The sequence below is a fragment of the Lentzea sp. NPDC042327 genome (assembly GCF_040647275.1).
Taxonomy (GTDB): domain Bacteria; phylum Actinomycetota; class Actinomycetes; order Mycobacteriales; family Pseudonocardiaceae; genus Lentzea.
Map to the genome: position 1 here is coordinate 583,454 of NZ_JBEZBX010000002.1, position 26,110 is coordinate 609,563.

Genomic DNA, 26,110 nt, shown 5'->3' on the forward strand with positions numbered 1-26,110 from the left:
CGCGACCGCTCCGCCCGCACAGCGGCCCTGCGCCTCGCCCGCTCGTGTTTCGCCCGTACGCGCCGCGCTTCGTCGCTGGCTCCGCTTCGCCCGGACGCGTCTCGCTCCGCCGCCTTGCCCGAACTGCCGTTCCGCGCCCGGTCCCTATCGCCCGGGGCTCAGCTCTCGTGCGCGAGCAGCCAGCGCTTCACGTCCAGCCCCCAGCGGAACCCACCCAGGTCCCCACCGATCCGGATCACGCGGTGGCACGGCACGAACAACGCCGCGGAGTTCCGCGCGCACGCCGACGCCGCCGCCCGCACCGCCGCCGGACGCCCGGACAGGGACGCGTACTCGCTGTAGGTGACCGGTTCGCCGGCGCGGACGGTCCGCAGGACGTCCCACGCGTGCTGCAGGAACGGTCCCGACCTCTGCCGCACCTCGACGGTGTCGATCACCTCCAGGTCACCCTCGTGGTAAGCCTCGACGGCCTTCGTCACGGTGCCGAGGTCGGGGCGCGGGACGATCTCCGACGGCATCAGCGAGGCGTGGATCTGCGGCGTCAGCAGCGCGAGGTCCGCGGTCCAGCCGCTGGCCAGCACCGCTCCGTCCGCCGCGACGACCGCGGTGAACGGGCCGGTCGGGGTGTCCACGGTGGACGTGTGGGCGACGCTCATGGGGTTGCTGCCTTCCTCGTCAGGTGTGCGCTCGCGTAGGAGCGCCACGGCCGCCAGTCCGGGCCGTGGGGAGCCAGGTCGCGCAGTCGCGCGGGGAGCACCAGGACGTCCGGTGCGCCCAGGACCCGCATGGCCACCTCGTCGGCGTTCTGGGCGCCGACCAGGGGTGCGAGCTCTTCGGTCAGGTCTTCGAGGGAGCGGCCCACGTCCACGACGAGTCTGCCGCTCGCCAGCGCCTCGGCCACCGGGTGGTCACCCGCCGAGTACAGGTGCGTCAGCGCGCCGTCCGGGACCCGCAGCGGGACGCCCGCGAACGGGGCCACGAGGCGCAGCAGGGTCTCGGCGCCGTCGACGCTGCCCGCGACGCGGATGCCGGGGACCGCGCGGACCAGCGGGCCGATCAGCGGGTCGGCGCCGAGGAACGAGTCCACGGCCACCGGGTCGGCGTCGAGGTCCAGCAGGCGCCGCACCCGCGCTACGGCGGCGCCCAGGTCGCGGACGTCGGCCAAGCGCAGCGAGCACAGGACGTGGTCGGCCGGGAACGTCAGCCGCACGGTCGCCTCGCCGTGCGGCAGGAGCAGCGTGCGCGCGTAGGAGTCGTCGGTGACCTCCTCGACGCCGGGCAGTGCGTGCGCGCGGAAGTGCGCGAGCAGGCCGACGGCGTCGAACGGGGGCCGGTAGGGCAGGCGCAGCACGATCCGTCCCGGCGTGCCGACCGGCGCCTTGCCGCGGCCGCGCATGTCGGAGGGCGTGGAGGCGAACACCATGCGGATGGTGTCGTTGAACTGCCGCACCGAGGCGAACCCGGCCGCGAACGCGATGTCGGCGAATGCCATCTCGGTCGTCTCGATCAGCAAACGGGCGGCGTGCGCGCGGTGGGCACGGGCCAGCGCCAGCGGACCCGCGCCCAGCTCGGCGGTCAGCACCCGCGTGAGGTGGCGTTCCGAGTAGCCGAGCTTCGTCGCCAGGCCGGACACGCCGTCGCGTTCGACCACGCCGTCGCTGATCAGCCGCATCGCGCGGGCGGCCAGGTCGGCGCGCAGGTTCCACTCCGGCGAACCGGGCGTGGCGTCGGGCAGGCAGCGGCGGCAGGCGCGGAAGCCGGCGGACTGCGCGGCGGCCGCGGTGAGGAAGAACCGGCTGTTGCGGCGCTTCGGGGTCACCGCGGGGCACGACGGCCGGCAGTAGATGCCGGTCGTGCGCACCGCGTGGATGAAGCACCCGTCGAACCGGGCGTCACGTGCGGCGCACACCCGGTACGCGTGCTCTTCGTCGATGACCATGTCAGCGATCCTGCCAGCGGGAACGCGCTATGGCTCGCGGGAATCGGACACCACCGTGGTCTGCCGTAGACTCGTCACCCGTGAGTTTGACCCTCGGTATCGTCGGCCTGCCCAACGTCGGCAAGTCCACCCTCTTCAACGCACTGACGCGCAACGACGTGCTCGCCGCGAACTACCCGTTCGCGACCATCGAGCCGAACGTCGGCGTCGTGCCGCTGCCGGACGCGCGCCTCACCAAGCTCGCCGAGATCTTCGGCTCGGAGCGCGAGGTGCCGGCCGTGGTGTCGTTCGTCGACATCGCAGGCATCGTCAAGGGCGCGTCGGAGGGCGAGGGCCTCGGCAACAAGTTCCTCGCCAACATCCGCGAGGCCAACGCGATCTGCCAGGTCATCCGCGTGTTCGACGACCCCGACGTGGTGCACGTCGACGGCCGCGTCGACCCCGCCTCCGACATGGAGACGATCAACACCGAGCTGATCCTCGCCGACCTCCAGACCCTGGAGAAGGCCGTCCCGCGCCTGGAGAAGGAGGCGCGGATGCAGAAGGACCGCCGCCCCGCCCTCGAGGCCGCGCAGAAGGCCAAGGAGATCCTCGACTCCGGCCGCACGCTGTTCTCCGCGAAGTCCGAGGTGGACCACGCGCTGATCCGCGAGCTGTCCCTGCTCACGACCAAGCCGTTCCTCTACGTCTTCAACGCCGACGAGGGCGTGCTGGGCGACGAGGCCCGCCAGAAGGAGCTGCGCGAGCTGGTCGCCCCGGCCGACGCGGTGTTCCTCGACGCCAAGGTCGAGTCCGAGCTGCTGGAGCTCGACCAGGAGTCGGCCCTCGAACTGCTGGAGTCCATCGGCCAGCACGAGCCGGGCCTGCACTCGCTCGCCCGCGCCGGCTTCCACACCCTCGGCCTGCAGACCTACCTGACCGCGGGCCCGAAGGAAGCGCGGGCGTGGACCATCCCGCAGGGCGCGACCGCCCCGCAGGCCGCGGGCGTCATCCACACCGACTTCGAGAAGGGCTTCATCAAGGCCGAGGTCGTGTCGTTCGACGACCTGGTGGCCGCGGGCTCGAAGGCCGACGCGAAGGCGGCGGGCAAGGTCCGCATGGAGGGCAAGGACTACGTGATGGCGGACGGCGACGTGGTGGAGTTCCGCTTCAACGTCTGACCCCGGACGACGGTGCCGGATCGTCGAGGTCCGGCACCTGACGCATTGACGCAATGTTTGCGTCATTCTATTGTTGGTCGATGCTGTACCCCACGCCCGTCCTCAGGTCTGAAGATCAGCGTGTTCTGCACGAGATCGAGGAACTGCGGCGCTCGTTGCGCCTCCAGGTCCGGTCCGCTCCGACGAAGTGGACCGACGGGCTGCGCAAGTTCCTGACCGCTGACGCGGTGGCCGCCTCCAACTCGATCGAAGGCTTCAAGGTGTCCACCGTGGACGTCGAGGACCTGATCGACGGTGAACGGGACGTCGACGTCTCCGAAGAAGATCGCGAGGAGACGCTCGCCTACCAGCGGATGATGACGTACATCCAGACGCTGCACGACGTCGAGGACTTCCGGTACGGCAAGGAGCTCCTCAACGCGCTCCACTGGATGCTGCAGGGGCACCGCAACACCCCGCGCAAGCCGGCTGGCCAGTGGCGTCGCGGCGCGGTGTACGTGACGGATGCCCGAGACCCCAGCATCGCGGTGTACACGGCGCCCGAAGCGGCCGACGTGCCGGATTTGATGGGCGAGCTGGTGGAGTGGCTGAACGCGGACGACGGCAGTCATCCGCTCGTGCGTGCCGCGATGGCGCATCTCCACCTCGTCTCCATCCACCCGTGGGCGGACGGGAACGGCCGCATGTCCCGGTCGCTCCAGACGCTCATGATCGCCAGGGAGGGAGAGCTGGCGCCGGAGTTCTCCTCGATCGAGGCGTGGCTCGGGCGGCCGGGCAACACCTGGGAGTACTACCGCGAACTGCAGAGCCGCGGGGCGATCTACCGTCCTGACCAGGACGTCTCCGGCTGGGTTCGGTTCAACCTCACCGCTTACCACCAGCAGGCGCAGACCGTGCGCAGTCGCCTGGACCGTTCTGGTCGCGTGTGGGTGCTGCTCGACGAGTTCGCCGCGTCCCGGGGGCTGGAGCAGAGGGTGGTGTCGGCTCTGCACGACGTCGCGATGTCGGGCCGGGTGCGCCGTACCCGCTACGAGCGAGCCGAGGACCTGGGCCTGCAACGAGCCCAGCGTGATCTCAGGGACCTGGTCGCCGCCGGGGTCCTCACACCTGTCGGTCGCACCCGTGCGCGCTTCTACACGGCCGGTTCGGCTTTTCCGGAACCGGCCCTCGAAGCGGCTCGGACACCGCTGACGCTTATCGACCCGTACGCGTCCTGACGGTGACCTGGACTCCCGGCCCGCGCGGTCGGAACGCGCGGGTACTCGGTTGACGATCACACCTAGACTCTCGCTGTGTGATCGTCGAGTACCGCGTCCTGGGACCGCTCGAGGTGCTGGCCGACGGCGAGCCGATCGCCGTCCCGGCTGGGCGGGGACGGGTGTTGCTGGCCACCTTGTTGTTGCGCGCCAACGAGTTCGTGTCCGTCGACGAGTTGGTGGACCGGGTGTGGGAAGGGGCGCCGCCGGCTGCGGAACGGGCGCACAAGACGTTGCAGACGGTCGTGTTGCGGTTGCGGCGGGCGTTGGGGGCGGCCAACTGCGTGCGGACGGTGTCCGGTGGGTACCGCGCGGAGGTCGCGCCGGAGCAGCTGGACCTCACGCGGTTCCGGGCGTTGGTGGAGCAGGGGGAGTTCCGGGCGGCGCTGGGGTTGTGGCGGGGGCCGGTGCTGGCCGACGTCGCTTCGGAGGCGTTGCACCGCGAGGACGTGCCGCCGCTGGTGGAGGAGCACGTCGTGGCGTTGGAGCGGCGCATCGACGAGGACCTGGCGCGGGACACCGACGTGCTGGTGCCCGAGTTGCGGGCGTTGATCGGGAAGCACCCGTTGCGGGAGACGTTCTGGGCGCAGCTGGTGCTGGCGTTGCACCGGTCGAACCAGCAGGCGGAGGCGCTCGCCGTCTACGAGGAGGTGCGCAGGAGCCTCGCCGACGAGCTCGGGGTCGACCCCGGTCAGCGGTTGCGCGACGCGCACCGGCAGGTGCTCAGCGGTGAGGTGCCGTCCGGCGGTGTGCCGCGGCAGTTGCCGGCCGGTGTGCCGCACTTCGTCGGTCGGGAGCGCGAGCTCGACCGGCTCACCGAGCTGGTGCGGACGCGGCCGGGTGAGCCCGTGCTGATCTCGGCGATCAACGGGATCGGCGGCGTCGGCAAGACCGCGCTCGCGGTGCAGTGGGCGCACCAGCAGGCCGACCGGTTCCCCGACGGGCAGCTCTACGTGAACCTGCGCGGGTTCGACTCCCAGGCCGAGCCCGCGGACCCGATGTCGGTGGCCCGCGACTTCCTGGTGGCGCTGGGCTTCGCGTCGCACGAGATCCCGACGTCGGGGGAGCCGCTCGTGGCGGCGTACCGGTCGGCGCTGGCCGAGCGGCGGATGTTGCTGGTGCTCGACAACGCGCGTGACGTCGAGCAGGTGCGGCCGTTGCTGCCCGGTGGCGCGGCGAACCTGGTGGTCGTCACGAGCCGCAACCGGCTCGCCGGGCTGGTGGCGCGGGAAGGGGCGCTGCCGGTCGCGCTGGACGTGCTCGACGAACGGCAGGCGGTCGCCCTGCTGGTCGAACGCGTCGGCGCCGCCAGGGTCGAGGCCGAGCCGGACGCGGTGCGGCGGCTGGTCAAGCGGTGTGCCGGGTTGCCGCTCGCGCTGAGCATCGTCGCCGCCCGTGCCGCGTACGGGGACTCGCTGGGCACCCTCGCCGACGAGCTGGACGACGAACGGCTCGACGCGCTGGACATCGACGACCCGACCACCGGCGTCCGCGGTGTGTTCTCGTGGTCGCTGCGGTCGGTCAGCGAGCCGGCGGCCAGGACGTTCGTGCTGCTCGGGCTGCACCCCGGCCCCGACTTCGCGTTGAGCGCCGTGGCGAGCCTCACCGCGCTGCCGGCGGCCGAGGCCCGGCGCGCGCTCGCCGAGCTGGTCGCGGGCAGCCTCGTGCAGGTCGGTGCGAGCGGCCGGTACTCGCAGCACGACCTGGTGCGCGACTACGCGGCGGAACGGGCGGCCGAGCTGCCGGCGCAGGTGCGGGACGCGGCGGTGCACCGGATGTTCGAGCACTACCTGCACCTCACCCAGAACTGCTGGCAGCGGTTGCAGTTCAACATCCCGCCGGTCGTCACGGAGCCGCCCTCGCCGGGGGTGGTCGTCGAGGAGGTCCCGGACTCGGACGTGGCGTGGGCGCGGTTCGGCGCCGAGTACCCGGTGCTGTTCGGCACCGTCGAGCGCGCGAACGAGCTGGGAGCGGACCACGTCGTCTGGCGGGTGCCGTTCATGCTGCACGGCTACCTCTCCCGGCAGGGCTACATGCGGGAGGCGGTGGGCCTGCACCGCCTCGGGCTGGCGGCGGCGCAGCGGCTCGGCGACGTGGAGGCGCAGAGCCTCATGCACCGCAGGATCGCCGCGATCCTCATGAGCTTCGACGACTACGGGGAGACCGAGTTCCACCTGCGCGAGGCGATCCGGTGCGCCCGACCCGGCGGCAACGTCCTCGCGGAGGCGCACCTGCGGCGCGGGCTCGCGTTCGCCTACGAACGGCAGGGCCGGCTGGCGGACGCGCTCGACGTGCTGGCGGAGATCCACCCGCGGATCGTGGGCCAGGACGACAGCTACGAGGTCGGCCGCCACCTCGCCGCACTGGGCCGTGCCCACCACACCGTCGGGCAGCACGAGCGGGCCCTGCAGCTCTGCCTGCAGGCGGCCGAGAAGTTCGCGGAGACCGACTTCAACGGCCAGGACGAGGGACCGTGCGGCAACACGGAGACGCTGGGTGACATCCACCACGCGCTGGGACGGCACACCGAGGCCGTCGTGATCTACCGGCGGGCGCTGCAGATGTGGCGGGACATGCGGACCGCGACCAACATCGCCGACTGCCTGCGCAAGATGAGCGAGGCGTTCATCGCCATGGGGGACGCCGTCCAGGCGCGCGAGTGCCTCCTCGAAGCCGTGCAGATCATCAAGGGCAGCCAGGACTCGACGTACTACCAGGGGGCGGAGGACCTGCAGGACCTGCTCGCCCGGCTCGACCGGATCGAGGACGCCGACGGGACGACGGCGTGAAGGCCGAGTACCGGGTGCTGGGGCCGCTGGAGGTCCTGCTCGACGGTGCGCCGGTCACCGTCCCGGCCGGCCGCTGCCGGGTGCTGCTCGCGACGTTGTTGTTGCGCGCCAACGAGTTCGTGTCCGTCGACGAGCTGGTGGACCGGCTGTGGGACGGCGCACCGCCCGCACCGGACCGGGCGCACAAGACGTTGCACATGGTCGTGACGCGGCTGCGGCAGGCGCTCGGCGCGGCCGGCTGCGTCACCACCCGCAGCGGCGGCTACGCGGCCGTGGTGGCGCCGGAACAGCTGGACCTCACGCGGTTCCGCGTGCTGGTGGAGCAGGGGGAGCTGCACGCGGCGCTGGCGCTGTGGCGCGGCCCGGTGCTGGCCGACGTGGTCTCCGAGCCGCTGCACCGCGACGACGTGCCACCGCTGCTCGAAGAACAGGTCGTGGCGCTGGAACGCCGGATCGACCAGGACCTCGCCCGCGACACCGGCGCGCTCGTGCCCGAGCTGCGGGCGCTGGTCGCGCGGTACCCGTTGCGGGAGGTGTTCTGGGCGCAGCTGGTGCTGGCGTTGCACCGGTCGGACCAGCAGGCGGAGGCGCTGGCGGTCTACGAGGAGGTCCGCGCCCGCCTCGCCGCCGAGCTGGGAACCGGTCCCGGGCAACGGCTGCGCGACGCGCACCGGCAGGTGCTCAGCGGTGAGGTGCCGCCCGACGACGTGCCCCGGCAGCTGCCGGCCGGTGTCCCGCACTTCGTGGGCAGGGAGCGGGAGCTCGACCGGCTCACCGAGCTGGTGCGGGCGCGGCCGGGTGAGCCGGTGCTGATCTCGGCGATCAACGGGATCGGCGGGGTCGGCAAGACCGCGCTGGCCGTGCGGTGGGCGCACGAGCAGGCCGGACGGTTCCCCGACGGGCAGCTCTACGTGAACCTGCGCGGGTTCGACTCGCGTGCCGAGCCGGTCGACCCGCTGTCGGTGGCCCGTGACTTCCTGGTGGCGCTCGGTTTCGCCGCGGCCGGTGTGCCGGCGGCGGAGGACGCCCTCCTCGCGGCCTATCGGTCGGCGCTGGCCGAACGCCGCGTGCTGCTGCTGTTGGACAACGCGCGTGATGTCGAGCAGGTGCGGCCGTTGCTGCCCGGCGGTGCGGCGACCCTCGTGGTCGTCACCAGTCGCAACCGGCTCAGCGGGCTGGTGGAACGGGAGGGTGCGCGGCCGGTCGCGCTGGACGTGCTCGACGACCGGCAGTCGGTCGACCTGCTGGTCGAACGGATCGGGCCGGCCAGGGTGGCGGCGGAACCCGAGGCGGTGGCCCGCCTGGTGCGGCGCTGCGCGGGTCTGCCGCTCGCGCTGAGCATCGTCGCTGCCCGTGCCGCGTACGGCGACGCGCTGGGCACCCTCGCCGGCGAGCTGGACGGCGAACGGCTCGACGCGCTGGACATCGACGACCCCACGACCGGCATCCGCGGCGTGTTCTCGTGGTCGCTGCGGTCGGTCAGCGCGACCGCGGCGAGGGTGTTCGTGCTCCTCGGCCTGCACCCCGGCCCCGACTTCACGGCCGACGCCGCGGCCAGCCTCGCCGCGGTGCCGGTGGAGACCGCTCGCGCGGCGCTCGGCGAGCTCGTCGCCGGCACCCTCGTCCAGCACGGCGCGGACGACCGGTACTCCCTGCACGACCTGTTGCGCGACTACGCGGCGGAACGGGCCGCCGAGCTGCCGGAGACCGAACGGGAGCACGCGCTGCGCGGCATGTTCGACCACTACCTGCACACCTCGCTGCTCGCCTGGGCGCAGGTCCGGTCGGTGGTCGTCGAGCCGCCGGTCGCACCGCCGGTCGCGCACGCGGTGGTCCGGCCGGTCGCGGACCTGGCCGCCGCGGGGGAGTGGTTCGCCGCGGAGAAACCGGCGCTGCTGCGGGTCGTGGCGCACGCGGCCCGGTCCGGCGCGGACGACGTCGCGTGGGCGCTGGCGTTCTCGATGCACCTGGCGGTCCTGCGGGCCGGTGACCTCGCCGTTGCCGTGGCGCTCAACCTCCAGGGGCTCACGGCGGCGGAACGCGCCGGCAGCCGCTGGGGCCGTGCGCGGATGCACCGCTGCCTGATTGGCACGTACATCGCCATGCGGGCGCTGGACGACGCCGAGCTGCACCTGCGGGCGGCGCTGCGGCTGGAGGAGGACGACCCCGCCTCCAGGGTGAACCTGACCAGGGGCCTCGCCCAGATCTACCAGTTCCAGGACCGTCCTGCGGACGGGCTGGCCGCCCTGCTCGGGGTGCGGGACCTGGCCGATGGGCTCGCCGACCGGGTGGAGCGGGCGAACTACCTCGCGAGCCTCGGCGACTTCTACCTGATGTCCGGTGACGACGAGCAGGCGCTCGTGGTCGGGGAACAGGCGCGGGCGGCGATGCGGGAGGCCGGCGTCCGGCCGACCCCGGTGCTGTGCCGCAACATCGAGGGGCTCGCCGCCCTGCACCTGAAGGCCGCGCGGTATGCCGAGGCCATCGCGTACTACGAGGAGTCCGTGGGCCTGCTGCGGGAGATGCGGGCGACCTACGACCTGGCGCACACGCTCGTGCTGCTCGGGAAGGTCCTCAAGCAGACCGGTGACCTGCGGCGGTGCGAGGAATGTCTGCGCGAGGCGGAATACATCATCGGCGAACGTGATGACGGATCGTCACGAGACGTGCGCAGAGAGCTGAATGTCGTGCGGGGCTAGAAAATTCGTGTTTGTACCGACCTTCGTGGGGTATCCGAGTTGAGGATTTCCCCACCTGGAGGTGTCATGATCGTCCTCGGACTGATCCTGCTCGTCGTCGGATGGCTCGCCGGCATCAGCATTCTGACGACCATCGGTGTCGTGCTGCTGGTCATCGGCGCGATCCTCGCCGTTCTCGGCGCGGTCGGCAAGCCGATCGGCGGTCGCGCGCACTACTTCTAAGAAGGTCCTGACGCCAGGACCGCGGTCCTGAAGCAGGGCTACGAAGCCAGAAGGGGGAGCCTCCACTGTGGAGGCTCCCCCTTTCGGCTTGGGTGGCAACGGTTTGTGGACGTTGCTCCGGCTTCAGCTGCCTAGAGGCTGCTCTTGCTCCGAGCGGCCGCCGCGAACACTCCGAACGCGACTCCCAGCATGCCCAGAGCGGCGACAGCGGCAACAACAAGATCAACAGACATGATCAGAAAAACTCCCTACAGCGATCTCTCCCGTTCTGATGACGCTCGGGTACCCACTCGCGTTGCATCGAGTAACGTTTTCCGCGTGAAACTCCGTGCTGTGGAAGCGCGTGTGCTCTCCGTAGCGCCGTGGCTGCTCGCCCTGTCGGTGGTCGGGCACCTGCTCATGGTCGCCTTCCAGGCGAAGATGACCATGATCGACCTGCTCGTCTACCGCAACGGATCACCGCACCTGTTCCGGGGCGACCTCTACGAGTGGCGGCTCGACCAGTACGCGGACGTCTTCCCGCTGCCGTTCACCTACCCGCCGTTCGCGGCCGCGATCTTCACGCCGATGAGCTGGGTGCCGTGGGAGGCCTCCCGCTGGATCTGGCAGCTGATCTGCCTCGGGTGCCTGTACTTCATCGTCCGCACGAGCCTGAAGCTGCTCAGGCTCGACGACCCGCGCCGCGCGATGCTGTGGACCGCGCTGGTGCTGTGGATCGAGCCGGTGCGCACCACGCTCAACTACGGGCAGATCAACCTGGTGCTGTGCGCGATCCTCATCGGCACGCTCGCGAGCGCGCGCAACTGGGTCGGTGGCGCGGGTGTCGGTTTCACCGCGGGCATCAAGCTGACGCCCGCGATCTCCGGTTTGTACTTCCTCATCACGAAGAGGTGGATGGCGGCCGTTTGGTCGTTCGTCGCTTTCGCGGCCACGTACGGCATCGGCTGGGCGATCTCTCCGTCGCAGTCGGACAGGTTCTGGTTCCAGCTGCTCGGCGACGCGAGCCGGGTCGGGCCGGTCGGCAGCGCGATCAACCAGTCGATGCGCGGCGCGCTGAGCCGCACGGTCGGCCACGACGTGCAGACCGGGCCGCTCTACCTCGTCGCCGTCGTCGTCGCGGCCGCGCTCACGTGGTTCGCCGTCAGCAGGACCAGGGACGTGCTGGCGTTGATCGTCAGCGTGCAGTTCCTCGGCCTGCTGGTCTCGCCGATCTCGTGGAGCCACCACTGGGTGTGGGTGGTGCCCGCCCTGCTGTGGCTGGTCTACGAGGGCGGCCACGTGCTCTGCACGATCACCGCCGGCCTGTGGGTGCTGCTGACCGGCGGCTTCCTGATCTCGTTCCTGCTGCTCGCCCAGCCGAACATCTGGGACTTCGCCCGCCCCTGGTACCTCGTGGTGCTCGGCTGGGGCTACCCGGCCGCGGGCCTGCTGACGCTGGTCGCGATCGGGCTCGCGGCCCGGCGCCGGGCCGGCGGCCCGCCCTCCGGTGAGGAGAAGGCCGCCGACGGCGCACCGAGCCGGGTCGCCGGCTGACGGCAGCCTTCCCTCAGGAGAGCGCGTCCACCACCCCGTCGATCTCCTCGGCGAGGGAGACGTCCAGCGCGGTGATCCCGCCCTTGTAGTGCGTGCTCAGGCGGAATGTCAGCGTCCTGTACCGGATGTCGACGTCCGGGTGGTGGTTGTCGTTCTCCGCGATCTCCGCGACCCGGTTCACGACCATGATCGCCTGCGCGAAGCTCGCGAGCTCCACCGTCCGGACCAGTGCCGCGTCCTGGGCGGTCCAGTCGGGCAGCTTGGGCAGCACGTCGTTCAACTGATCGTCGCTCAACAGCTCGGCCATGTCCTGATCGTCCCACCACGTCACGTAAGCTGCGCGTTCGCCACGGGAGTCCGGTGAAGCGCCGGGCTGAGAGGAGGGCTCGCAAGCCCTCGACCGTCCACCTGATCCGGGTCATACCGGCGTAGGGAGAGATGATGAGAAGGATTTTCGCTGCTCTGACCGCTGCGGCGCTGGTCACCGGGTGCTCGGCCGGCACGTCGACCGCCCCGCAGGCGCGCGAGGTCACGCTGGTGACGCACGACTCGTTCGCGGTGAAGGACGGCCTGCTCGACGAGTTCAAACAGGCCACCGGCATCACCGTGAAGCAGATCGCGAGCGGTGACGCGGGTGAGCTCACCAACAAGCTGGTGCTCACCAAGTCGAACCCGATCGGCGACGTCGCGTTCGGCGTCGACTCGACGTTCGCGTCGCGGGCGCTGGCCGAGGGCGTCTTCGCCGAGTACGCCTCACCGGAGGCGGCCAAGGGCGCGCAGCGCTACCAGGTCGACGGCACGAACCGGCTGCAGGCCGTCGACGTCGGTGACGTGTGCCTCAACATCGACCCGGCTAAGCTCGGCGGCGTCGAGCCGGCCTCCTACGAGGACCTGGTCGACCCGAAGTTCAAGGACAAGCTGATCGTGGAGAACCCGGCCACGTCCTCGCCCGGTCTCGCGTTCCTGCTCGGCACGATCGCGAAGTTCGGCGAGAACGGCTGGCAGGAGTACTGGACCAAGCTCAAGGCCAACGGCGTCAAGGTCGTGAGCGGCTGGGAAGAGGCCTACAACCAGGAGTTCTCCGCCACCAAGGGCGACCGGCCGATCGTCGTGTCGTACGCGTCGTCGCCGTCGGCGGAGGGCGGCAAGACCAAGGCCGTGCTCGGCACCTGCTACCGCCAGGTCGAATACGCGGGCGTGCTGTCCGGCGCGAAGAACTCCGAGGACGCGAAGAAGGTCCTCGACTTCCTGCTGGGCGAGAAGTTCCAGGCGCAGGTCGCCGAGCAGATGTACGTCTACCCGTCGCGCGAGGGCGTCGCACTGCCCGAGTCGTGGACGAAGGACGCCCCGCTGCCGGCGAACCCGCAGACGCTGCCCGCCGACAAGGTGAAGGACAACCGCGAAGCCTGGGTCGAGCAGTGGCGCAAGCTCGTGCAGGGCTGACGCTGGTCTCGGCCCGCACCGGGTGGTCGGCGGCGGCGCTGCTGCCGCTGGCCTTCCTCGGACTCTTCTTCGCGTGGCCGGTGCTGGCGATCGTCACCCTCGGCCTGCGCGAGGGCGGGGTGCTCGACGCGGTCCTCGCCGGGGAGACCTGGGAGCTCGTCGGGTTCACCCTGGGCCAGGCCCTCGCCTCGACGGCCGTGGCGGTGCTCGCCGGGATGCCGCTCGCGTTCGTGCTGGCCCGGTGCCGGATTCGCGGGCTCGGGTTCGTGCGCGCGGCGGTGATGGTGCCGTTCGTGCTGCCGACCGTGGTGGTGGGCCTGGCGTTCCGGACGTTCTGGCCCGACGGCGGGGTGCTGCCGATCGTGCTGGCGAACGCTTTCTTCAACGTCGCCGTGGTCGCGCGGACCGTCGGCGGGCTGTGGGCGCACACGGACCGGCGGGCCGAGGACGCCGCCCGTGCGCTGGGGGCGTCACGGCCGCGGGCGTTCCTGTCGGTGGTGCTGCCGGCGCTGGCCCCCGCCGTCGGGTCGGCCGCGGCGGTGGTGTTCCTGTTCTGCGCCACCAGCTTCGGTGTGGTGCTGGTGCTCGGCGGGTCGCGGTACCGGACCCTGGAGACCGAGATCTACCTGCGGACGGTCGAGCTGTTCGACCTGTCCGGTGCCGCCGCGCTGTCGTTGCTCCAGTTCGCCGCAGTGCTGGCGGTGCTGGTGCTCGGAGCACTGGCCCGCAGGCGGCGGGAGACCGCGCTGTCGTTGCGCGGCAGGGAGGAGCTGGCACGCCGGCCGTCCGGTGGTGAGTGGTACGTGGTCCTCGCGGCGTTCGCCGTCGTGGCCGCGCTGCTGACGCCGGTGGTGGGGCTGGTCACGCGCTCGCTGTCCACAAGGGACGGCTGGAGCCTCGCCGGGTACGCCGCGCTGGCCACCCGCGGTGACCGCGGGACGCTCGCGGTCACCGGGATCGACGCGGCGCTCAACTCGGTGCGCACGGCGTTCGACGCGACCGCCGTGGCGCTGGTGGTCGGGGTGTTCTCGGCGGTCGTGCTGGTCGGGTTGCGGCGCGCGGGCGGCCGGTTCGCCGAGGTGCTGGACACCGCGCTGATGCTGCCGCTGGGCGTGTCCGCGGTGACCGTCGGCTTCGGGTACCTCATCACGATGGACGCGTTGCCGGGCGACTTCCGCACCTCGCCGCTGCTGGTGCCGCTGGCGCAGGCGCTGGTCGTGACGCCGCTGGTCGTGCGGATGGTGCTGCCCGTGCTGCGGGCGGTCGACGAACGACTGCGGCAGGCGGCGGCCACGCTGGGCGCCTCGCCCGCCCGCGTGTGGCGCGAGGTCGACCTGCCGCTGGTCGGGCGCTCGCTCGCGGCGGCGGCCGGGTTCGGGTACGTGGTGGCGCTGGGGGAGTTCGGTGCCACGAGCTTCCTGGCGCGGCCGGAGTCGCCGACGCTGCCGGTGGTGATCGCGCGGCTGATGTCGCGGCCGGGGGAGTTGAACAGCCAGATGGCCTACGCGGCGTGCGCGCTGCTGATGGTCGTCACGGTCGGGTGCGTGCTGCTGATCGAGCGGTTGCGCGTGCCGAGCAGCGGGGAGTTCTGATGGCACTGGCACTCGGCTCGATCACCGTCCGGTATGGACGGACGACGGCCGTCGACGGCGTGTCGCTGGAGGTCGCCGACGGCGAGGTCGTGGCGCTGCTCGGGCCGTCCGGCTGCGGCAAGTCGACGCTGCTGCGCACCGTCGCGGGACTGGAGAAGCCGTCCGCGGGCGCGGTGCGCTGGGACGGCGCTGACCTGGCCGGCGTGCCGGTGCACCGGCGGGGGTTCGGGCTGGTGTTCCAGGACGGGCAGCTCTTCCCGCACCGGTCGGTGGCCGGGAACGTGGCGTTCGGGCTGCGGATGCGGGGCGTCGACCGCGAGGAGCGCGACAAGCGGGTGGTGTCGCTGCTGGAGCTCGTCGGCCTCGACGGGTACGCCGACCGGCGCGTGACGCAGCTGTCCGGCGGCGAGCAGCAACGGGTGGCGCTGGCACGGGCGCTGGCGCCGTCGCCGCGGTTGCTGCTGCTGGACGAACCGCTGTCGGCGCTGGACCGGGCGTTGCGCGAGCAGCTCGCGGTGGACCTGGCGCGGCTGCTGCGGGAGTCGGCCACGACGGCGCTGGTCGTGACGCACGATCACGACGAGGCGTTCACGCTGGCCGACCGGGTGGCGATCATGTCGCGCGGCCGGGTCGTCCAGGTCGGGCCGCCCGCGGAGGTCTGGTCGGCGCCGGTCGACGTGGAGACGGCGAAGTTCCTGGGGTGCGGCAAGTTCGTGCCCGGTTCGTTCGTCGGGCTGGACGTTGCGCGAGTGGGGCTGCGGGCGACGGCGTTGCGCGTCGACGCCGACGGGCCGTTGTCCGGGACGGTGGTGGAACGGGTGCACCGGCGCGACCACGTGCGGTTGCTCGTGGAGATCGACGGCGAGGAGTACGAGGCCGTCGGACCGGTGTCGGTCGGTGACCGGGTGCGGCTCGCAATCGACTTGGACGGTGTCGCGCGCGTCGGGTAGTTGTTGGCCCATGGGACATCTCGACGGGCGGGTCGCACTGGTCACGGGCGTGAGCAGGCGGCAGGGCATCGGGTACGCGATCGCCACGCGCTTGGCCGGACTCGGCGCGGAGCTGTTCGTGCAGCACCACGTGCCGCACGACGCCGAACAGCCGTGGGGTGCCGACTCGGTCGACGAGGTCGTCGCGGGCATCGGCGGACGGGTCGAGCACCTGGGCCTCGACCTGGCCGAGCCGGACGCGCCCGACCGGCTGGTGGCGGCCGCGGTCGAGGCGTACGGCCGGGTCGACGTCCTGGTCTGCAACCACGCCCGCTCCGGCGGTGACGGGCCGTTGGGCGAGCTGGACGCGGCGATGCTCGACGCGCACCACGCGGTGAACACGCGGTCGACGATCCTGCTCGCGCAAGCGTTTGCCCGGCAGCACGACGGTGCTCGCGGCGGACGGGTCGTGCTCATGACGTCCGGTCAGAACCTGGGCCCGATGCCCGGTGAGGTCGCGTACGCGGCGTCGAAGGGGGCCCTGGTGGGAATCCTGCCGACGTTGTCGCACCACCTGATCAGGCAGGGGATCACGGTCAACGCCGTGAACCCCGGCCCGACGGACACCGGCTACGCGACGCCGGAGGTGCACGAGTGGGTGCGGGAGCGGATGCCGCTGGGCCGCTGGGGCCGGCCGGACGACGCCGCCCGGCTGGTCTCGTGGCTCTGCACCGACGACGCCGGCTGGGTCACCGGCCAGGTCATCAACAGCGAGGGCGGCTTCCGCTGACCCCCCTGCCTGCCCAGGCAGACGTCAGTTGTCCTTCGTGATCAGGCGAGCCGCCGCCAGGCCGGTGCCGATCAGCAGGTAGCAGCCCGCGAGCAGGGTGCTGTCCCAGATCTGGTCGAGCGGCATCGGGTCGCGCATCACGTCGACCAGGCCCGGGAAGCCGGTCGTGAGCAGGAACGGGTGCAGCCAGTCGAGCGACGGGAACTGCCCCAGCACCTGGAACACGATGATCCCGGTCATCGTGGCCGCCTGCACCACCAGTGGGTGCTCGGTGGTCGACGAGACGGCCAGCGCCACCGCGCCGACCGCGATCATCTGGAACGTCACCAGCACGATGAAGAACGCGATCCGCAGCAGGCCCTCACCGGTCGACAGGGTGTTGCCGGACAACGTCATCATGCCGTCGTTGCCCAGGAACGCCGTGCCCGCGGCCATGCCGACGACCGCCATCAGCGTGACGGCCAGCAGCGACATCGCGCTGATGCCGAACAGCTTCACGAACAGCAGCCGCACCCGTGACACCGGCGCGACCAGCAGCCCGCGCAACGTGCCGTGCTGCGCCTCGCCCGCGAGCCCGTCCGCCGCCCAGATCGACGCCACCAGCGGCAGCAGCAGGTTGAGCGACAGGAACAGCGTGAAGATGGACACGACCAGGCCGTTGCCGGTGAGGATCGCGGACAGGCCGGGCCCGCCGCCGTCGCCGTCGGCCGTCCAGATGCCGAAGCTGATGACGATGGGCACGAGCACCAGGCCGAACAACCCGATGAGGGTCCGCGGCCTGCGCAGCATCCAGCGCACCTCGGACCCCAGCTGACGCGTGATCATCGCGTTCCCCCGTCCAGCGTGTCCACGGCGGACATCCCGCGCTCGGCCTCCTCGGCCTCGGTGAGCCGCGCGAACAGCTCCTCCAGGCCGGTCTTCCAGCGCGTCGCCTCGTGGACGTGCACGCCGGCCTTGACCAGCGTCTCGATCACCTGCGGGGCACTGGTCCCCGCGAGCTCGACCCGCAGGCCCTCGCCGAGCGGCCGCGCGGAGATGCGGGCCTGGCGCAGTGCGCCGAGCGCGTCCTCCACGTCCGGCGTGACCACCTGCAGCGCCGAACCGCCCGCCTGCAGCAGCTCGGTCAGCTCTCCTTGCGCCACAACGGTTCCCCGGTGCAGCACGGCGACGTGGGTGCAGGTCGCCTCGACCTCGCTGAGCAGGTGGCTCGACACCATCACGGTGCTGCCGCTCGCGTGCAGCTCGGCGATGATCTTGCGGATCTCCCTGGTGCCGGCCGGGTCGAGCCCGTTGGTGGGCTCGTCCAGCACGACGAGCCTGCGCGGCACGAGCAACGCCCCGGCGAGGCCGAGACGTTGCTTCATGCCGAGCGAGTACCCGCGGAACCTGCGGTGGGCCGCCTGGGCGAGCCCGACGCGTTCGAGTGCGTCCTCCACCGCCTGCTTGACCTGCTTCTTCGGCAGCAGCGGCTCGAACGCGGCACAGCGGATGAGGTTCTCCCGCCCGCTCAGGAACGGGTGGAACCCCGGACCCTCGACCAGCGCGCCCACGTGCGGCAGCGCCTGCTCGGCCCCGTCCGGAAGCGGCCGGCCGAGCAGTTCGATCTCCCCCTTGGTGGGCCGCACCAACCCGAGCAGCATCCGGATCGTGGTCGTCTTGCCCGACCCGTTGGGGCCGAGCATGCCGAGCACGGCCCCCTCCGGCAGCTCCAGGTCGACGCGGTCCACGGCGACCGTGCTCCCGTACTCCTTGCGCAGACCCCTGGTCCGCGCGGCGACCCCGGTCTGCACCGGTGCGGCCGCCGGCGCGCTGGTCGAGGTGGTCACTTCACCTGTCCGATCGTGTCGAACAGGACCTGCTCGGGAACGGCACCCGCGACCACGCGGCCGTCGTCCGCGATCAGGACGTTCGCGACCTTCGTGGTGAACAGCTTGCCGGTGCCCCAGCTGCCGCTGACCTTCTTCGTGAACCGGTCGACCAGCCCCTGCGCCTCGGCGGGCACCCGGGTCATGGCCTGAGCCGGGATGCGCGCGCCGACCACGGTGTCCCAGCCGTCGCCGAAGAACTGCGGGTCCTTGCCCTGCAACGCCTGCTCCAGCGCGGCCTCGGGCTTGCGGTCACCCCGCTGCTCCTTCGCCTCGGGCGTCGTGACCTTCGCACCGGCGGCCGGGGTGAACTCGAACAGCTTCGCGTCCTGCGGTCCCACGGTCAGCTGGGTGAAGCCGACCTGGGCAGCGGGGGAGCTGGCGCCGTTCGTGTGGAACGCGACCCGCAGCGGCATCTTCGTCTCGGAGTCGACGGCGATGCGGACCTCGCGGACGAGGGTCTTCTCGGTCGGCTTCGGGGTGAGGACGAGCTCGTAGGCCGCGCGGTCGGCGACCCGCGCGGTGCCGTCGACGCTGAGGTCGCTCGACTCCTTCGTCAGGTTCACGATCTCCCTGGCCGCGGTCGTCGGGTCGACGGCCTTCGCCTCCGCGGGCGCCTTCCCCGCGTCGGCCCCGTGCTCGGCCTTCGTGACCTCGTTGGTCTGCGAGTTCCACGACCAGGTGGTCTTGCCGTCGTTGACGATCGTCTGCTCGGACTGGCCCGTCGGCAGGGCGAGGCGGAACTTCTCGTCCCCGTCGGTCCAGATCCGCGCGGTGTGGTTGCCGTCGGCCAGCTGCGGGATCTCGGCGATCGCAGGCAACCCGAGCTTGTTCTCGGCCTGCACGGTGCCGCCGAACGCGGCCGGCTTCGTCGTCAGGACCTGCTCGACCAGCGCTTCCGGGGTGATGGGCGGAAGCGTCGGCGGCTGACCTGCGCCTGCGGGCATGGCGAGCAGGCTGAGGCCTGCCGCGCCGGTGACCACCGTGGCCGCTGCCGCGGCCAGGGTCACCTTTCGCTTGTTCATCGCTGTGGTCCCCTCCTCCATGGGCTTGTGGGACCAGCTTGCTGGGGGCGAGCTGAGATGGTGCTGAGACTAACGTCGTCGCTGGTCGGCGGCATCGGGACGCGGCGTCGCACCGTGCCCGGCACCGGTCCGCTGAGAGTCGGCTGAGACCGTGCGAGCGACCGGGGTGGCGTGGGTGCATGCTGATCTCGTGAAGCCTCGAGTGCTGGTCGTGGACGACGAAGCCGGCGTGCGCCGGGCGTTGGAGCGCGGGTTGTCGGCCGAGGGCATGGAAGTCGTCACGGCCGCGGACGGGCCGACGGCGTTGCGGGTCGCGTTGACCGGGGCGTTCGACGTGGTGCTGCTGGACATCATGTTGCCGGGGCTGTCGGGGTACCGGGTGCTGCAGCGGATGCGGGCCGACGGGGTGCGGACGCCGGTGCTGATGGTGTCGGCCAAGGACGGTGAGGTCGACCAGGCCGACGGGCTCGACCTCGGGGCGGACGGGTACCTGGTGAAGCCGTTCAGCTTCGTGGTGCTGGTGGCGCAGGTGCGCGCGTTGCTGCGCAGGGGCGGGGGTGCGCGCCGCAGGCTGACGCTGGGGGAGCTCGTCATCGACCGCGGGTTGCGGGAGGTGAGCTGGGCGGGGCAGGACGTGTCGCTGAGCCCGCGGGAGTACGCGGTGCTGGACGTGCTGGCGTCGCGGGCCGGGTCGGTGGTGACGAAGGACGAGCTGCTGCGGACCGTGTGGGGCGATGAGCAGGCGGCCACGCGCAACGCCGTCGAGGTGTACGTGGGGTACCTGCGGCGGAAGCTGGAGGCGGTCGGGGCCGGGGAGGTGGTGCGGACCGTCAGGGGGCACGGGTACATCGCGTCGACTCCGGACCTGGACAGCGCGCTGGGGAACAGGTGAACCCTCGTCGCTGGTGGTCGCGGCGCAGTCTGCGGTTCCGCATCACCGTGGTGGCGACGGGGGTGGCGCTGCTGTGCCTGCTGGCGTTGACGGGGCTGGCGCCGTCGTTGATCGGGCTGGTCCAGCTCACCGCGGTGGACCGGGAGCTGGCGCAGGAGCCGCCGCGGGTGCTGGACCTCGCGGGAACGCCGGTGGACGGCAAGCCGGAGCTGCCGCTGACCGGGCAGGACGTCCGCGCGTTGAAGGCGGGGGAACCGGTGCTGCGGCTCGACGGGGCGTCCGCGTACCGGTGGCGGGGGCAGGTGGTGTTCCTCGGCGACGGGACGCCGCGGCTCGAGGTCTACGGCGACAAGCTGCTGGGGTACGAGAACGCCAACACGGTCGGCACGCGGTGGCTCGCGGTCGCCGCCGTGCTGGTGGCCGGGCTGGTCGGCACCGCCACGTGGCTCGCGGTGCGGTCGTCGCTGCTGCCGGTGGAGCGGATGCGGGTGGCGGCGGGGGCGCTGCCGCACGGGGAGCGGTTGCCGGTGCCGCCGTCGCGCGACGAGCTGCAGGCGCTGGCGCAGGCGCTGAACGCGTTGCTGGCGCGGCGGGACGAGGCGTCGGACCGGTTGCGGCGGTTCACCGGGGACGCGGCGCACGAGCTGCGGTCGCCGGTGGCGTCGGTGCGGGCGCAGGCCGAGGTCGCGGTGGCGCACCCGGACCCGGACTTCTCCATCGAGGTGCTGGAGTCGGTGGTCGAGGAGTCGATCAGGCTCAGCCGGCTCGTCGACTCGCTGCTGATCCTCGCGCGGGCGGACACCGCGGCACCGGGACGGGCCGAGGCGGTCGACCTGGTGCTGGAGGCGGAGGCGGCGATCTCCCGGCTCGACACCGAGCTGCTGGTGCGGCTGAACGCGCCGCCCTCGGCGTGCCTGGTGTCGGCGACGCGGTCCGAGGTCGAGCTGGTGCTGGACAACCTGCTGCGCAACGCCGGGCGGTACGCGTACTCGACGGTCACCGTCACGCTGGCGCCGGTCGGGCGGGACGTGCGGCTCATCGTCGACGACGACGGGCACGGCATCCCCGCGGAGCACCGGGCGAAGGTGTTCGACCGGTTCTACCGGGTCGAGGAGGACCGCGGGCGGGCCTCCGGCGGCTTCGGGCTGGGGCTCGCGCTGGTCGCGCACCTCGTGCAGCGGCGCGGCGGGACCGTGCTCGCGGCCGAGTCACCGGCCGGTGGCGCGCGTTTGGAGATCCGCTGGCCGTCCTGGTAGTCAACGCGGGTGCCTGAGTTGCGAGCGTCGGCGTTGGTCGACGCGCCCGTCGCGGTGGTCGCCGGTGCCCTGCTGGACACCTCGTTGCTGACCGGTCTCGGTGTGAGGGTGCCGGGGCCGCTGCTGTGCACCGGGGACGTGCTCACCGGGCCGTTCGGGGTGAAGCTCACCGTCACGCGCGCCGACCTGTCCGGGGTGTCGGCGGCGGGGGCGTTCCTGGAGCTGCACACGGACCTCGTGGTCACCGGTGCCGGGACGATGGTGGTCGACCGGGTGGGCTGGACGACCGTCGGCGGCGCGGTCGGGCGGTTCGCCGACGTCGTGGTCGGGCGCGGGATGGCGTTGCGCCTGCTGGAGAAGCGGTCGGCGGCGCTGGCCAGGCGGTGCGCCGAGCTGGTGGCCGCGCGGGTCGTCGTCGGAGCGGCCGTCGTCCGGGGTGGACGGTTGCTGGCGCAGCAGCGGTCGTACCCGGAGGGCCAGGCGGGGCAGTGGGAACTGCCCGGTGGCCGGGTCGAGGACGGGGAACGGCCGGAGGACGCGCTGGTGCGCGAGTGCGTCGAGGAGCTCGGCGTGCCGGTCGTGGTCGGCGACCGGGTCGGACCGGACGTGCCGCTGAAGCGGGACCTCGTGCTGCGGATCCACGCCGCACGGCTCGACCCCGCGGGCGGTGAGCCGGAGGCGTTGGAGCACAACGCCGTCCGGTGGCTCACCGCCGACGAGCTGCCGGGACTGCCCTGGCTGCCGGCGGACCGGGTGCTGGTGCCGGCCCTGCTGGACCTCCTCAGCTGAGCCCGGACAACCGCAGCGCCGCGTCGAGGCGGGGCTGCGCGCGTTCACGGGCCCGGTCGGCACCCGCGCGGCGGATGCGGTCCAGCTCCGCGGGGTCGGCGAGCAGCGCGAGCGTGCGGTCGCGGACCGGGCGCAGCTCCTCGACCACCGCCTCCGCCACGGCCTCCTTGAGCTCGGAGAACCGGCCCGTGAAGTCCTCCGGTTCCGCACCGGTGCACGAGGCGAGGACGTCGGTCAGGTTCGCGATGCCGTCGGTCGACGACACCGCGCGCCGGATCTTGCGCCGAACCAGGTCCGGTTCGTCGAGCACGAAGACCACGCCGGCCGAGCTCTGCGCCGACTTGTCCATCTTGCGCGCCGGGTCGGACAGGTCCTTGATCCGCGCGCCCACCTTCGGCACCACCGCGGTCGGCACGACGAACACGTCGCCGTAGGCGTGGTTGAACCGCCGGGCGAGCGCGCGGGCCAGCTCGACGTGCTGGAGCTGGTCCTCCCCGACCGGTACCTCCGCGGTGCCCTGCAGCAGGATGTCCGCCGCCATCAGCACCGGGTAGGTGAGCAGGCTCAGCCGCACCGACTCGCGGCCGAGCGACTTCTCCTTGAACTGGATCATCCGCGCGGCCTCGCCGTAGGTGCAGGTGCACTCCAGGACCCAGTTCAACGCCCCCAGCTCGCGGATCAGGTCGGACTGCACGCAGGTGCTCTCCGGTTCGATGCCGCACGCGATCAGCACCGCGAACTGCTCCCTGGTGAGCGATCGCAGCCGTTGCGCGTTGTGCGAGGACGTCATCGCGTGCAGGTCGCTGATGAAGTAGACGTCGTCCTTGGTGCCCTCACGCGCCCACGTGCGCAGCGCCCCCAGGTAGTTGCCCAGGTGCACCTGGCCGGACGGGGTGATGGCCGACAGCCTGATCATGGTCGGGTCCCTTCGAGGTTCGGGACCGCCCGCACGGAACGCATGAAAAAGCCGCCCCTGCCGGGCGGCCCGTGTTCGCGTCAGCGCACAGCTGTTACGGCCGCCTGGAAGCGGCCCACCAGAACGCGTTCATCGTGCGCATGCCCGGCAGTATAGGACTACCGTTGCTCCATGTTCATAGTGTTGCTGGAGTACGCCGCGCCGCTGGAACAGATCGACTACGCCCTCCCCGACCACCGCGAGTGGGTCGAGGAGCAGTACGGGCGGGGGCTCTTCCTCGCGTCCGGGCGTCAGGTGCCGAGGACCGGGGGCGTGATCATCACACGCCCGATGCCCCGGGGCAGGCTCGAGGCGCTGCTCGCCACGGACCCGTGGGCCGAGCAGAAGTTGGTGAAGTACAAGATCATCGAGTTCGAGGCGACGCGGACCGCCGACGAGCTCGCCAAGCTGAACGAGGCCGTGCTGCCGGCCCACTAGCCCGGTTGGCCGGCCTGCCACCCGATCGAGGCGTCGAGCACCCGGTCGCGGGTGCCGCTCGTGCCGGGAACGGCCTCGCGGAGTGAGCTTGCGCACGTGGAACGGCCCGTCCACGCGTGGACGGCAGGCGGTCTCACGCCGCCTTCTGGGCCTTCTTGGCGGCCTTCGCCGCCTTCTTCGCGGCCTTCTTCCTGGCCTTGTCGCGCTCCTTGAGCAGGAAGGGCACCGGGCAGCGCTTGCACTGCGGCTTCGACCTGCAGCACTTCTTCTTGAGCTTTTTACCCACGTGTTGAACTCCCCCTCACTCCTGCCGCTACAGTAGGTGAGGCTCACTTCACTGGCACTCTTGTGTGGTAATGCCGCCCCGGCCGGTACTCTGGTGTACGGCTGTGCGCATCGACGTGTCCGGCGCGAGCCCCCTCCACGACTTTCAAGCTCTAGGAGTTCTGCGTGCCCACGGCCACCGCGTCCGCCCTACAGACGCGCACTGACCTGCGCAACGTCGCTATCGTCGCGCACGTCGACCACGGCAAGACGACTCTCGTCGACGCCATGCTGCGCCAGTCCGGCGCCTTCTCCGCGCGGGCCGAGCTGGTCGACCGGGTCATGGACTCCGGCGAGCTCGAGCGCGAGAAGGGCATCACCATCCTCGCGAAGAACACCGCCGTGCGTCGTCACACGCCCGACGGTGACGTGATCATCAACGTCGTCGACACCCCCGGCCACGCCGACTTCGGCGGCGAGGTCGAGCGGGCGCTGTCGATGGTGGACGGCGTCGTGCTGCTCGTCGACGCGTCCGAGGGCCCGCTGCCCCAGACGCGCTTCGTGCTGCGCAAGACGCTGGCCGCCGGCCTGCCGGTGATCCTGCTGGTCAACAAGGTCGACCGCCCCGACGCCCGGATCTCCGAGGTCGTCGAGGAGGCCCACGACCTGCTGCTCGACCTGGCCACCGAGGTCGGCGCCGACGAGTCCGTGCTGGACCTGCCGGTCGTCTACGCCTCCGCGCGCGCCGGTCGCGCCTCGCTGACCCAGCCGGAGGACGGCGGCCTGCCGGACGAGGAGAACCTGGACACCCTGTTCCAGGTGCTGATGGAGCACATCCCCGCGCCGCACGTCGACGTGGACGGCCCGCTGCAGGCGCTGGTCACGAACCTCGACGCCTCGACGTTCCTCGGCCGCATCGCGCTGTGCCGCATCCACCAGGGCACGATGCGCAAGGGCGAGACCGTGGCGTGGTGCCGCGAGGACGGCGAGCCCGTCAAGGTCCGCATCACCGAGCTCCTCATCACCGAGGCGCTGGACCGCGTGCCCGCCGAGTCCGCTCGCGCGGGCGACCTGGTCGCCATCGCCGGCATCGCGGACATCACCATCGGTGACACGCTGGCCGACGCCGAGAACCCCGAGGCGCTGCCCCGGATCACGGTCGACCAGCCCGCCATCTCGATGACCGTCGGCGTGAACACCTCGCCCCTGGCCGGTCGCAACGGTGGCACCAAGCTCACCGCCCGCGTCCTCAAGGCGCGGCTCGACGCCGAGCTCGTCGGCAACGTGTCGGTGAAGGTCCTGCCGACCGAGCGCCCGGACACCTGGGAGGTGCAGGGCCGCGGTGAGCTGGCGCTGGCCATCCTGGTCGAGCAGATGCGCCGCGAGGGTTTCGAGCTGACCGTCGGCAAGCCCCAGGTGGTCACGCGCACGGTCGACGGCAAGGTCCACGAGCCGTTCGAGCGCCTGTCCGTCGACTGCCCGGAGGAGCACCTCGGCGCCGTCACGCAGCTGCTGGCCAACCGCAAGGGCCGCATGGAGAACATGTCGGGCCACGGCACCGGCCGCATCAAGCTCGACTACGTGGTCCCGTCGCGCGGCCTGATCGGTTTCCGCACCGAGTTCCTCACCGAGACCCGCGGCACCGGCATCGCCAACGCCGTCGCCGAGGGCTACGGCCCGTGGGCGGGCGAGATCCGCACCCGTCACAACGGCTCCCTGGTCGCCGACCGCGCCGGCTCCATCACCGCCTACGCGATGATCCAGCTGGCCGACCGCGGCACGTTCTTCGTCGAGCCGGGCGCGGACGCCTACGAGGGCATGGTCGTGGGCGAGAACCCGCGCGCCGAGGACCTCGACGTCAACGTCACCCGCGAGAAGAAGCTCACCAACATGCGGTCCTCCACGGCCGACGTGATGGAGACCCTGGCCCGTCCCCGCAAGCTCTCGCTGGAGGAGGCGCTGGAGTTCTGCGCCTCCGACGAGTGCGTGGAGGTCGCGCCGGAGGTCGTGCGCGTGCGCAAGGTGACGCTGGACGCCAACATGCGCGGCCGTGAGCGGTCGCGGCTGAAGCAGCGCGGCTGATCTTCGCCCGGTCGGTGGGCGGTCCGGCTCCTGCCGGGCCGCCCACCGGCGTTTGGCGGCCGGTCGGGCCCGCCTGACCGGTGAACCCGCCCGAACCGCCCACCGGCGTTTGGCGGGCGGCCGGACCCGCCTGGCCGGTGAACCCGCCCGAACCGCCCGCCGGGGTGAGCCGTACTACCCGGCAGCGACGCA

General features: G+C 71.8%; 23 protein-coding genes and 1 riboswitch. Of the genes, 15 read left to right on the plus strand and 8 right to left on the minus strand.

Annotated elements, in window-relative coordinates:
• Positions 1–158: 158 nt before the first annotated feature.
• Complete coding sequence (locus tag AB0A63_RS06680) at positions 159–656, minus strand: methylated-DNA--[protein]-cysteine S-methyltransferase (RefSeq protein WP_360386071.1); 498 nt, start codon at positions 654–656, stop codon at positions 159–161.
• The gene (locus tag AB0A63_RS06685; RefSeq protein WP_360386073.1) at positions 653–1,939 is read right to left on the minus strand and encodes an AlkA N-terminal domain-containing protein; all 1,287 of its coding nucleotides are present in this window, start codon (positions 1,937–1,939) and stop codon (positions 653–655) included. The genes AB0A63_RS06680 and AB0A63_RS06685 overlap by 4 nt, the downstream gene beginning before the upstream one ends.
• Positions 1,940–2,019: 80 nt before the next feature.
• On the opposite strand from AB0A63_RS06685, the gene ychF reads away from it, so the two are divergent.
• The 6 genes from ychF to AB0A63_RS06715 all read left to right on the plus strand — a co-directional run bounded on the left by ychF (position 2,020) and on the right by AB0A63_RS06715 (position 11,598).
• The gene (ychF, locus tag AB0A63_RS06690) at positions 2,020–3,099 is read left to right on the plus strand and encodes a redox-regulated ATPase YchF (RefSeq protein ID WP_360386074.1); all 1,080 of its coding nucleotides are present in this window, start codon (positions 2,020–2,022) and stop codon (positions 3,097–3,099) included.
• 80 nt (positions 3,100–3,179) lie between these two features.
• Positions 3,180–4,316 carry a Fic family protein gene (locus AB0A63_RS06695; protein ID WP_360386076.1) on the plus strand — a complete coding sequence of 379 codons (1,137 nt, stop codon included), beginning with the start codon at positions 3,180–3,182 and terminating at the stop codon, positions 4,314–4,316.
• Positions 4,317–4,393: 77 nt separating this feature from the next.
• Complete coding sequence (locus tag AB0A63_RS06700; protein WP_360386078.1) at positions 4,394–7,144, plus strand: BTAD domain-containing putative transcriptional regulator; 2,751 nt, start codon at positions 4,394–4,396, stop codon at positions 7,142–7,144.
• Positions 7,141–9,843, plus strand: coding sequence for a BTAD domain-containing putative transcriptional regulator (locus tag AB0A63_RS06705; protein ID WP_360386080.1), 2,703 nt, complete (start codon positions 7,141–7,143; stop codon positions 9,841–9,843). Before AB0A63_RS06700 ends, AB0A63_RS06705 begins: the two co-directional genes overlap by 4 nt.
• 66 nt (positions 9,844–9,909) lie before the next feature.
• A complete protein-coding gene (locus tag AB0A63_RS06710; RefSeq protein WP_170067891.1) occupies positions 9,910–10,065 on the plus strand; it encodes a DUF6131 family protein in 156 nt (51 codons plus the stop codon).
• Between the two features lie 231 nt (positions 10,066–10,296).
• Positions 10,297–11,598 carry a mannosyltransferase gene (locus AB0A63_RS06715; RefSeq protein ID WP_360386082.1) on the plus strand — a complete coding sequence of 434 codons (1,302 nt, stop codon included), beginning with the start codon at positions 10,297–10,299 and terminating at the stop codon, positions 11,596–11,598.
• Between the two features lie 13 nt (positions 11,599–11,611).
• Here the strand turns inward: AB0A63_RS06715 and AB0A63_RS06720 are convergent, their stop codons facing one another.
• Positions 11,612–11,905, minus strand: a complete 294-nt coding sequence (locus AB0A63_RS06720) for a 4a-hydroxytetrahydrobiopterin dehydratase (protein WP_360386084.1) — start codon at positions 11,903–11,905, stop codon at positions 11,612–11,614.
• 32 nt (positions 11,906–11,937) lie between these two features.
• A riboswitch (TPP riboswitch) is annotated at positions 11,938–12,052 on the plus strand.
• Here AB0A63_RS06720 and AB0A63_RS06725 point away from each other — a divergent pair.
• The 4 genes from AB0A63_RS06725 to AB0A63_RS06740 all read left to right on the plus strand — a co-directional run bounded on the left by AB0A63_RS06725 (position 12,037) and on the right by AB0A63_RS06740 (position 16,352).
• Positions 12,037–13,041 carry a thiamine ABC transporter substrate-binding protein gene (locus AB0A63_RS06725; RefSeq protein ID WP_360386086.1) on the plus strand — a complete coding sequence of 335 codons (1,005 nt, stop codon included), beginning with the start codon at positions 12,037–12,039 and terminating at the stop codon, positions 13,039–13,041. Its footprint overlaps the riboswitch before it by 16 nt.
• 38 nt (positions 13,042–13,079) lie before the next feature.
• Positions 13,080–14,633 carry an iron ABC transporter permease gene (locus AB0A63_RS06730; RefSeq protein ID WP_360386681.1) on the plus strand — a complete coding sequence of 518 codons (1,554 nt, stop codon included), beginning with the start codon at positions 13,080–13,082 and terminating at the stop codon, positions 14,631–14,633.
• A complete protein-coding gene (locus tag AB0A63_RS06735) occupies positions 14,633–15,583 on the plus strand; it encodes an ABC transporter ATP-binding protein (protein WP_360386089.1) in 951 nt (316 codons plus the stop codon). The genes AB0A63_RS06730 and AB0A63_RS06735 overlap by 1 nt, the downstream gene beginning before the upstream one ends.
• A 10-nt stretch (positions 15,584–15,593) precedes the next feature.
• Positions 15,594–16,352: an SDR family oxidoreductase gene (locus AB0A63_RS06740; RefSeq protein ID WP_360386091.1), complete on the plus strand. Its 759-nt coding sequence runs from the start codon at positions 15,594–15,596 to the stop codon at positions 16,350–16,352.
• A gap of 24 nt (positions 16,353–16,376) precedes the next feature.
• Here the strand turns inward: AB0A63_RS06740 and AB0A63_RS06745 are convergent, their stop codons facing one another.
• The 3 genes from AB0A63_RS06745 to AB0A63_RS06755 are packed head-to-tail and all read right to left on the minus strand — an operon-like array spanning position 16,377 to position 19,242.
• The gene (locus AB0A63_RS06745) at positions 16,377–17,177 is read right to left on the minus strand and encodes an ABC transporter permease subunit (RefSeq protein WP_360386094.1); all 801 of its coding nucleotides are present in this window, start codon (positions 17,175–17,177) and stop codon (positions 16,377–16,379) included.
• Positions 17,174–18,178: an ABC transporter ATP-binding protein gene (locus tag AB0A63_RS06750; protein ID WP_360386096.1), complete on the minus strand. Its 1,005-nt coding sequence runs from the start codon at positions 18,176–18,178 to the stop codon at positions 17,174–17,176. The genes AB0A63_RS06745 and AB0A63_RS06750 overlap by 4 nt, the downstream gene beginning before the upstream one ends.
• Positions 18,175–19,242 (minus strand): sigma-E factor regulatory protein RseB domain-containing protein, encoded by a 1,068-nt coding sequence (locus AB0A63_RS06755; protein ID WP_360386099.1) that lies wholly within the window; start codon positions 19,240–19,242, stop codon positions 18,175–18,177. The genes AB0A63_RS06750 and AB0A63_RS06755 overlap by 4 nt, the downstream gene beginning before the upstream one ends.
• Positions 19,243–19,432: 190 nt before the next feature.
• Here AB0A63_RS06755 and AB0A63_RS06760 point away from each other — a divergent pair, with 190 nt between their 5' ends.
• From AB0A63_RS06760 to AB0A63_RS06770, 3 genes are read left to right on the plus strand one after another with little or no spacing between them, the layout of a single operon-like run.
• Entirely contained in the window at positions 19,433–20,134 is a 702-nt protein-coding gene (locus AB0A63_RS06760; protein ID WP_360386101.1) for a response regulator transcription factor, read from the plus strand.
• Complete coding sequence (locus tag AB0A63_RS06765) at positions 20,131–21,390, plus strand: ATP-binding protein (protein WP_360386104.1); 1,260 nt, start codon at positions 20,131–20,133, stop codon at positions 21,388–21,390. The genes AB0A63_RS06760 and AB0A63_RS06765 overlap by 4 nt, the downstream gene beginning before the upstream one ends.
• A 9-nt stretch (positions 21,391–21,399) precedes the next feature.
• Positions 21,400–22,179, plus strand: coding sequence for a (deoxy)nucleoside triphosphate pyrophosphohydrolase (locus AB0A63_RS06770; protein ID WP_360386107.1), 780 nt, complete (start codon positions 21,400–21,402; stop codon positions 22,177–22,179).
• Here the strand turns inward: AB0A63_RS06770 and trpS are convergent.
• On the minus strand, positions 22,172–23,095 hold the full coding sequence (trpS, locus tag AB0A63_RS06775) for a tryptophan--tRNA ligase (protein WP_360386110.1): 924 nt from the start codon (positions 23,093–23,095) through the stop codon (positions 22,172–22,174). The genes AB0A63_RS06770 and trpS overlap by 8 nt on opposite strands.
• A gap of 171 nt (positions 23,096–23,266) precedes the next feature.
• Here trpS and AB0A63_RS06780 point away from each other — a divergent pair, with 171 nt between their 5' ends.
• Positions 23,267–23,572 carry a YciI family protein gene (locus tag AB0A63_RS06780; protein ID WP_360386113.1) on the plus strand — a complete coding sequence of 102 codons (306 nt, stop codon included), beginning with the start codon at positions 23,267–23,269 and terminating at the stop codon, positions 23,570–23,572.
• A 133-nt stretch (positions 23,573–23,705) separates the two neighbouring features.
• On the opposite strand, the gene AB0A63_RS06785 is transcribed toward AB0A63_RS06780, so the two are convergent.
• On the minus strand, positions 23,706–23,858 hold the full coding sequence (locus AB0A63_RS06785; RefSeq protein ID WP_360386115.1) for a hypothetical protein: 153 nt from the start codon (positions 23,856–23,858) through the stop codon (positions 23,706–23,708).
• Between the two features lie 164 nt (positions 23,859–24,022).
• On the opposite strand from AB0A63_RS06785, the gene typA reads away from it, so the two are divergent.
• Entirely contained in the window at positions 24,023–25,918 is a 1,896-nt protein-coding gene (gene typA, locus AB0A63_RS06790) for a translational GTPase TypA (RefSeq protein WP_360386117.1), read from the plus strand.
• Positions 25,919–26,110 lie beyond the last annotated feature (192 nt).

What these genes read in the sequence shown, in the direction of transcription:
- AB0A63_RS06680 (WP_360386071.1), bottom strand. Translation starts at nt 656, where the DNA reads ATGAGCGTCGCCCACACGTCCACCGTGGACACCCCGACCGGCCCGTTC.
- AB0A63_RS06685 (WP_360386073.1), bottom strand. Translation starts at nt 1,939, where the DNA reads ATGGTCATCGACGAAGAGCACGCGTACCGGGTGTGCGCCGCACGTGAC.
- AB0A63_RS06695 (WP_360386076.1), top strand. Translation starts at nt 3,180, where the DNA reads ATGCTGTACCCCACGCCCGTCCTCAGGTCTGAAGATCAGCGTGTTCTG.
- AB0A63_RS06710 (WP_170067891.1), top strand. Translation starts at nt 9,910, where the DNA reads ATGATCGTCCTCGGACTGATCCTGCTCGTCGTCGGATGGCTCGCCGGC.
- AB0A63_RS06715 (WP_360386082.1), top strand. Translation starts at nt 10,297, where the DNA reads ATGATCAGAAAAACTCCCTACAGCGATCTCTCCCGTTCTGATGACGCT.
- AB0A63_RS06720 (WP_360386084.1), bottom strand. Translation starts at nt 11,905, where the DNA reads ATGGCCGAGCTGTTGAGCGACGATCAGTTGAACGACGTGCTGCCCAAG.
- AB0A63_RS06725 (WP_360386086.1), top strand. Translation starts at nt 12,037, where the DNA reads ATGATGAGAAGGATTTTCGCTGCTCTGACCGCTGCGGCGCTGGTCACC.
- AB0A63_RS06735 (WP_360386089.1), top strand. Translation starts at nt 14,633, where the DNA reads ATGGCACTGGCACTCGGCTCGATCACCGTCCGGTATGGACGGACGACG.
- AB0A63_RS06740 (WP_360386091.1), top strand. Translation starts at nt 15,594, where the DNA reads ATGGGACATCTCGACGGGCGGGTCGCACTGGTCACGGGCGTGAGCAGG.
- AB0A63_RS06745 (WP_360386094.1), bottom strand. Translation starts at nt 17,177, where the DNA reads ATGATCACGCGTCAGCTGGGGTCCGAGGTGCGCTGGATGCTGCGCAGG.
- AB0A63_RS06755 (WP_360386099.1), bottom strand. Translation starts at nt 19,242, where the DNA reads ATGAACAAGCGAAAGGTGACCCTGGCCGCGGCAGCGGCCACGGTGGTC.
- trpS (WP_360386110.1), bottom strand. Translation starts at nt 23,095, where the DNA reads ATGATCAGGCTGTCGGCCATCACCCCGTCCGGCCAGGTGCACCTGGGC.
- AB0A63_RS06780 (WP_360386113.1), top strand. Translation starts at nt 23,267, where the DNA reads ATGTTCATAGTGTTGCTGGAGTACGCCGCGCCGCTGGAACAGATCGAC.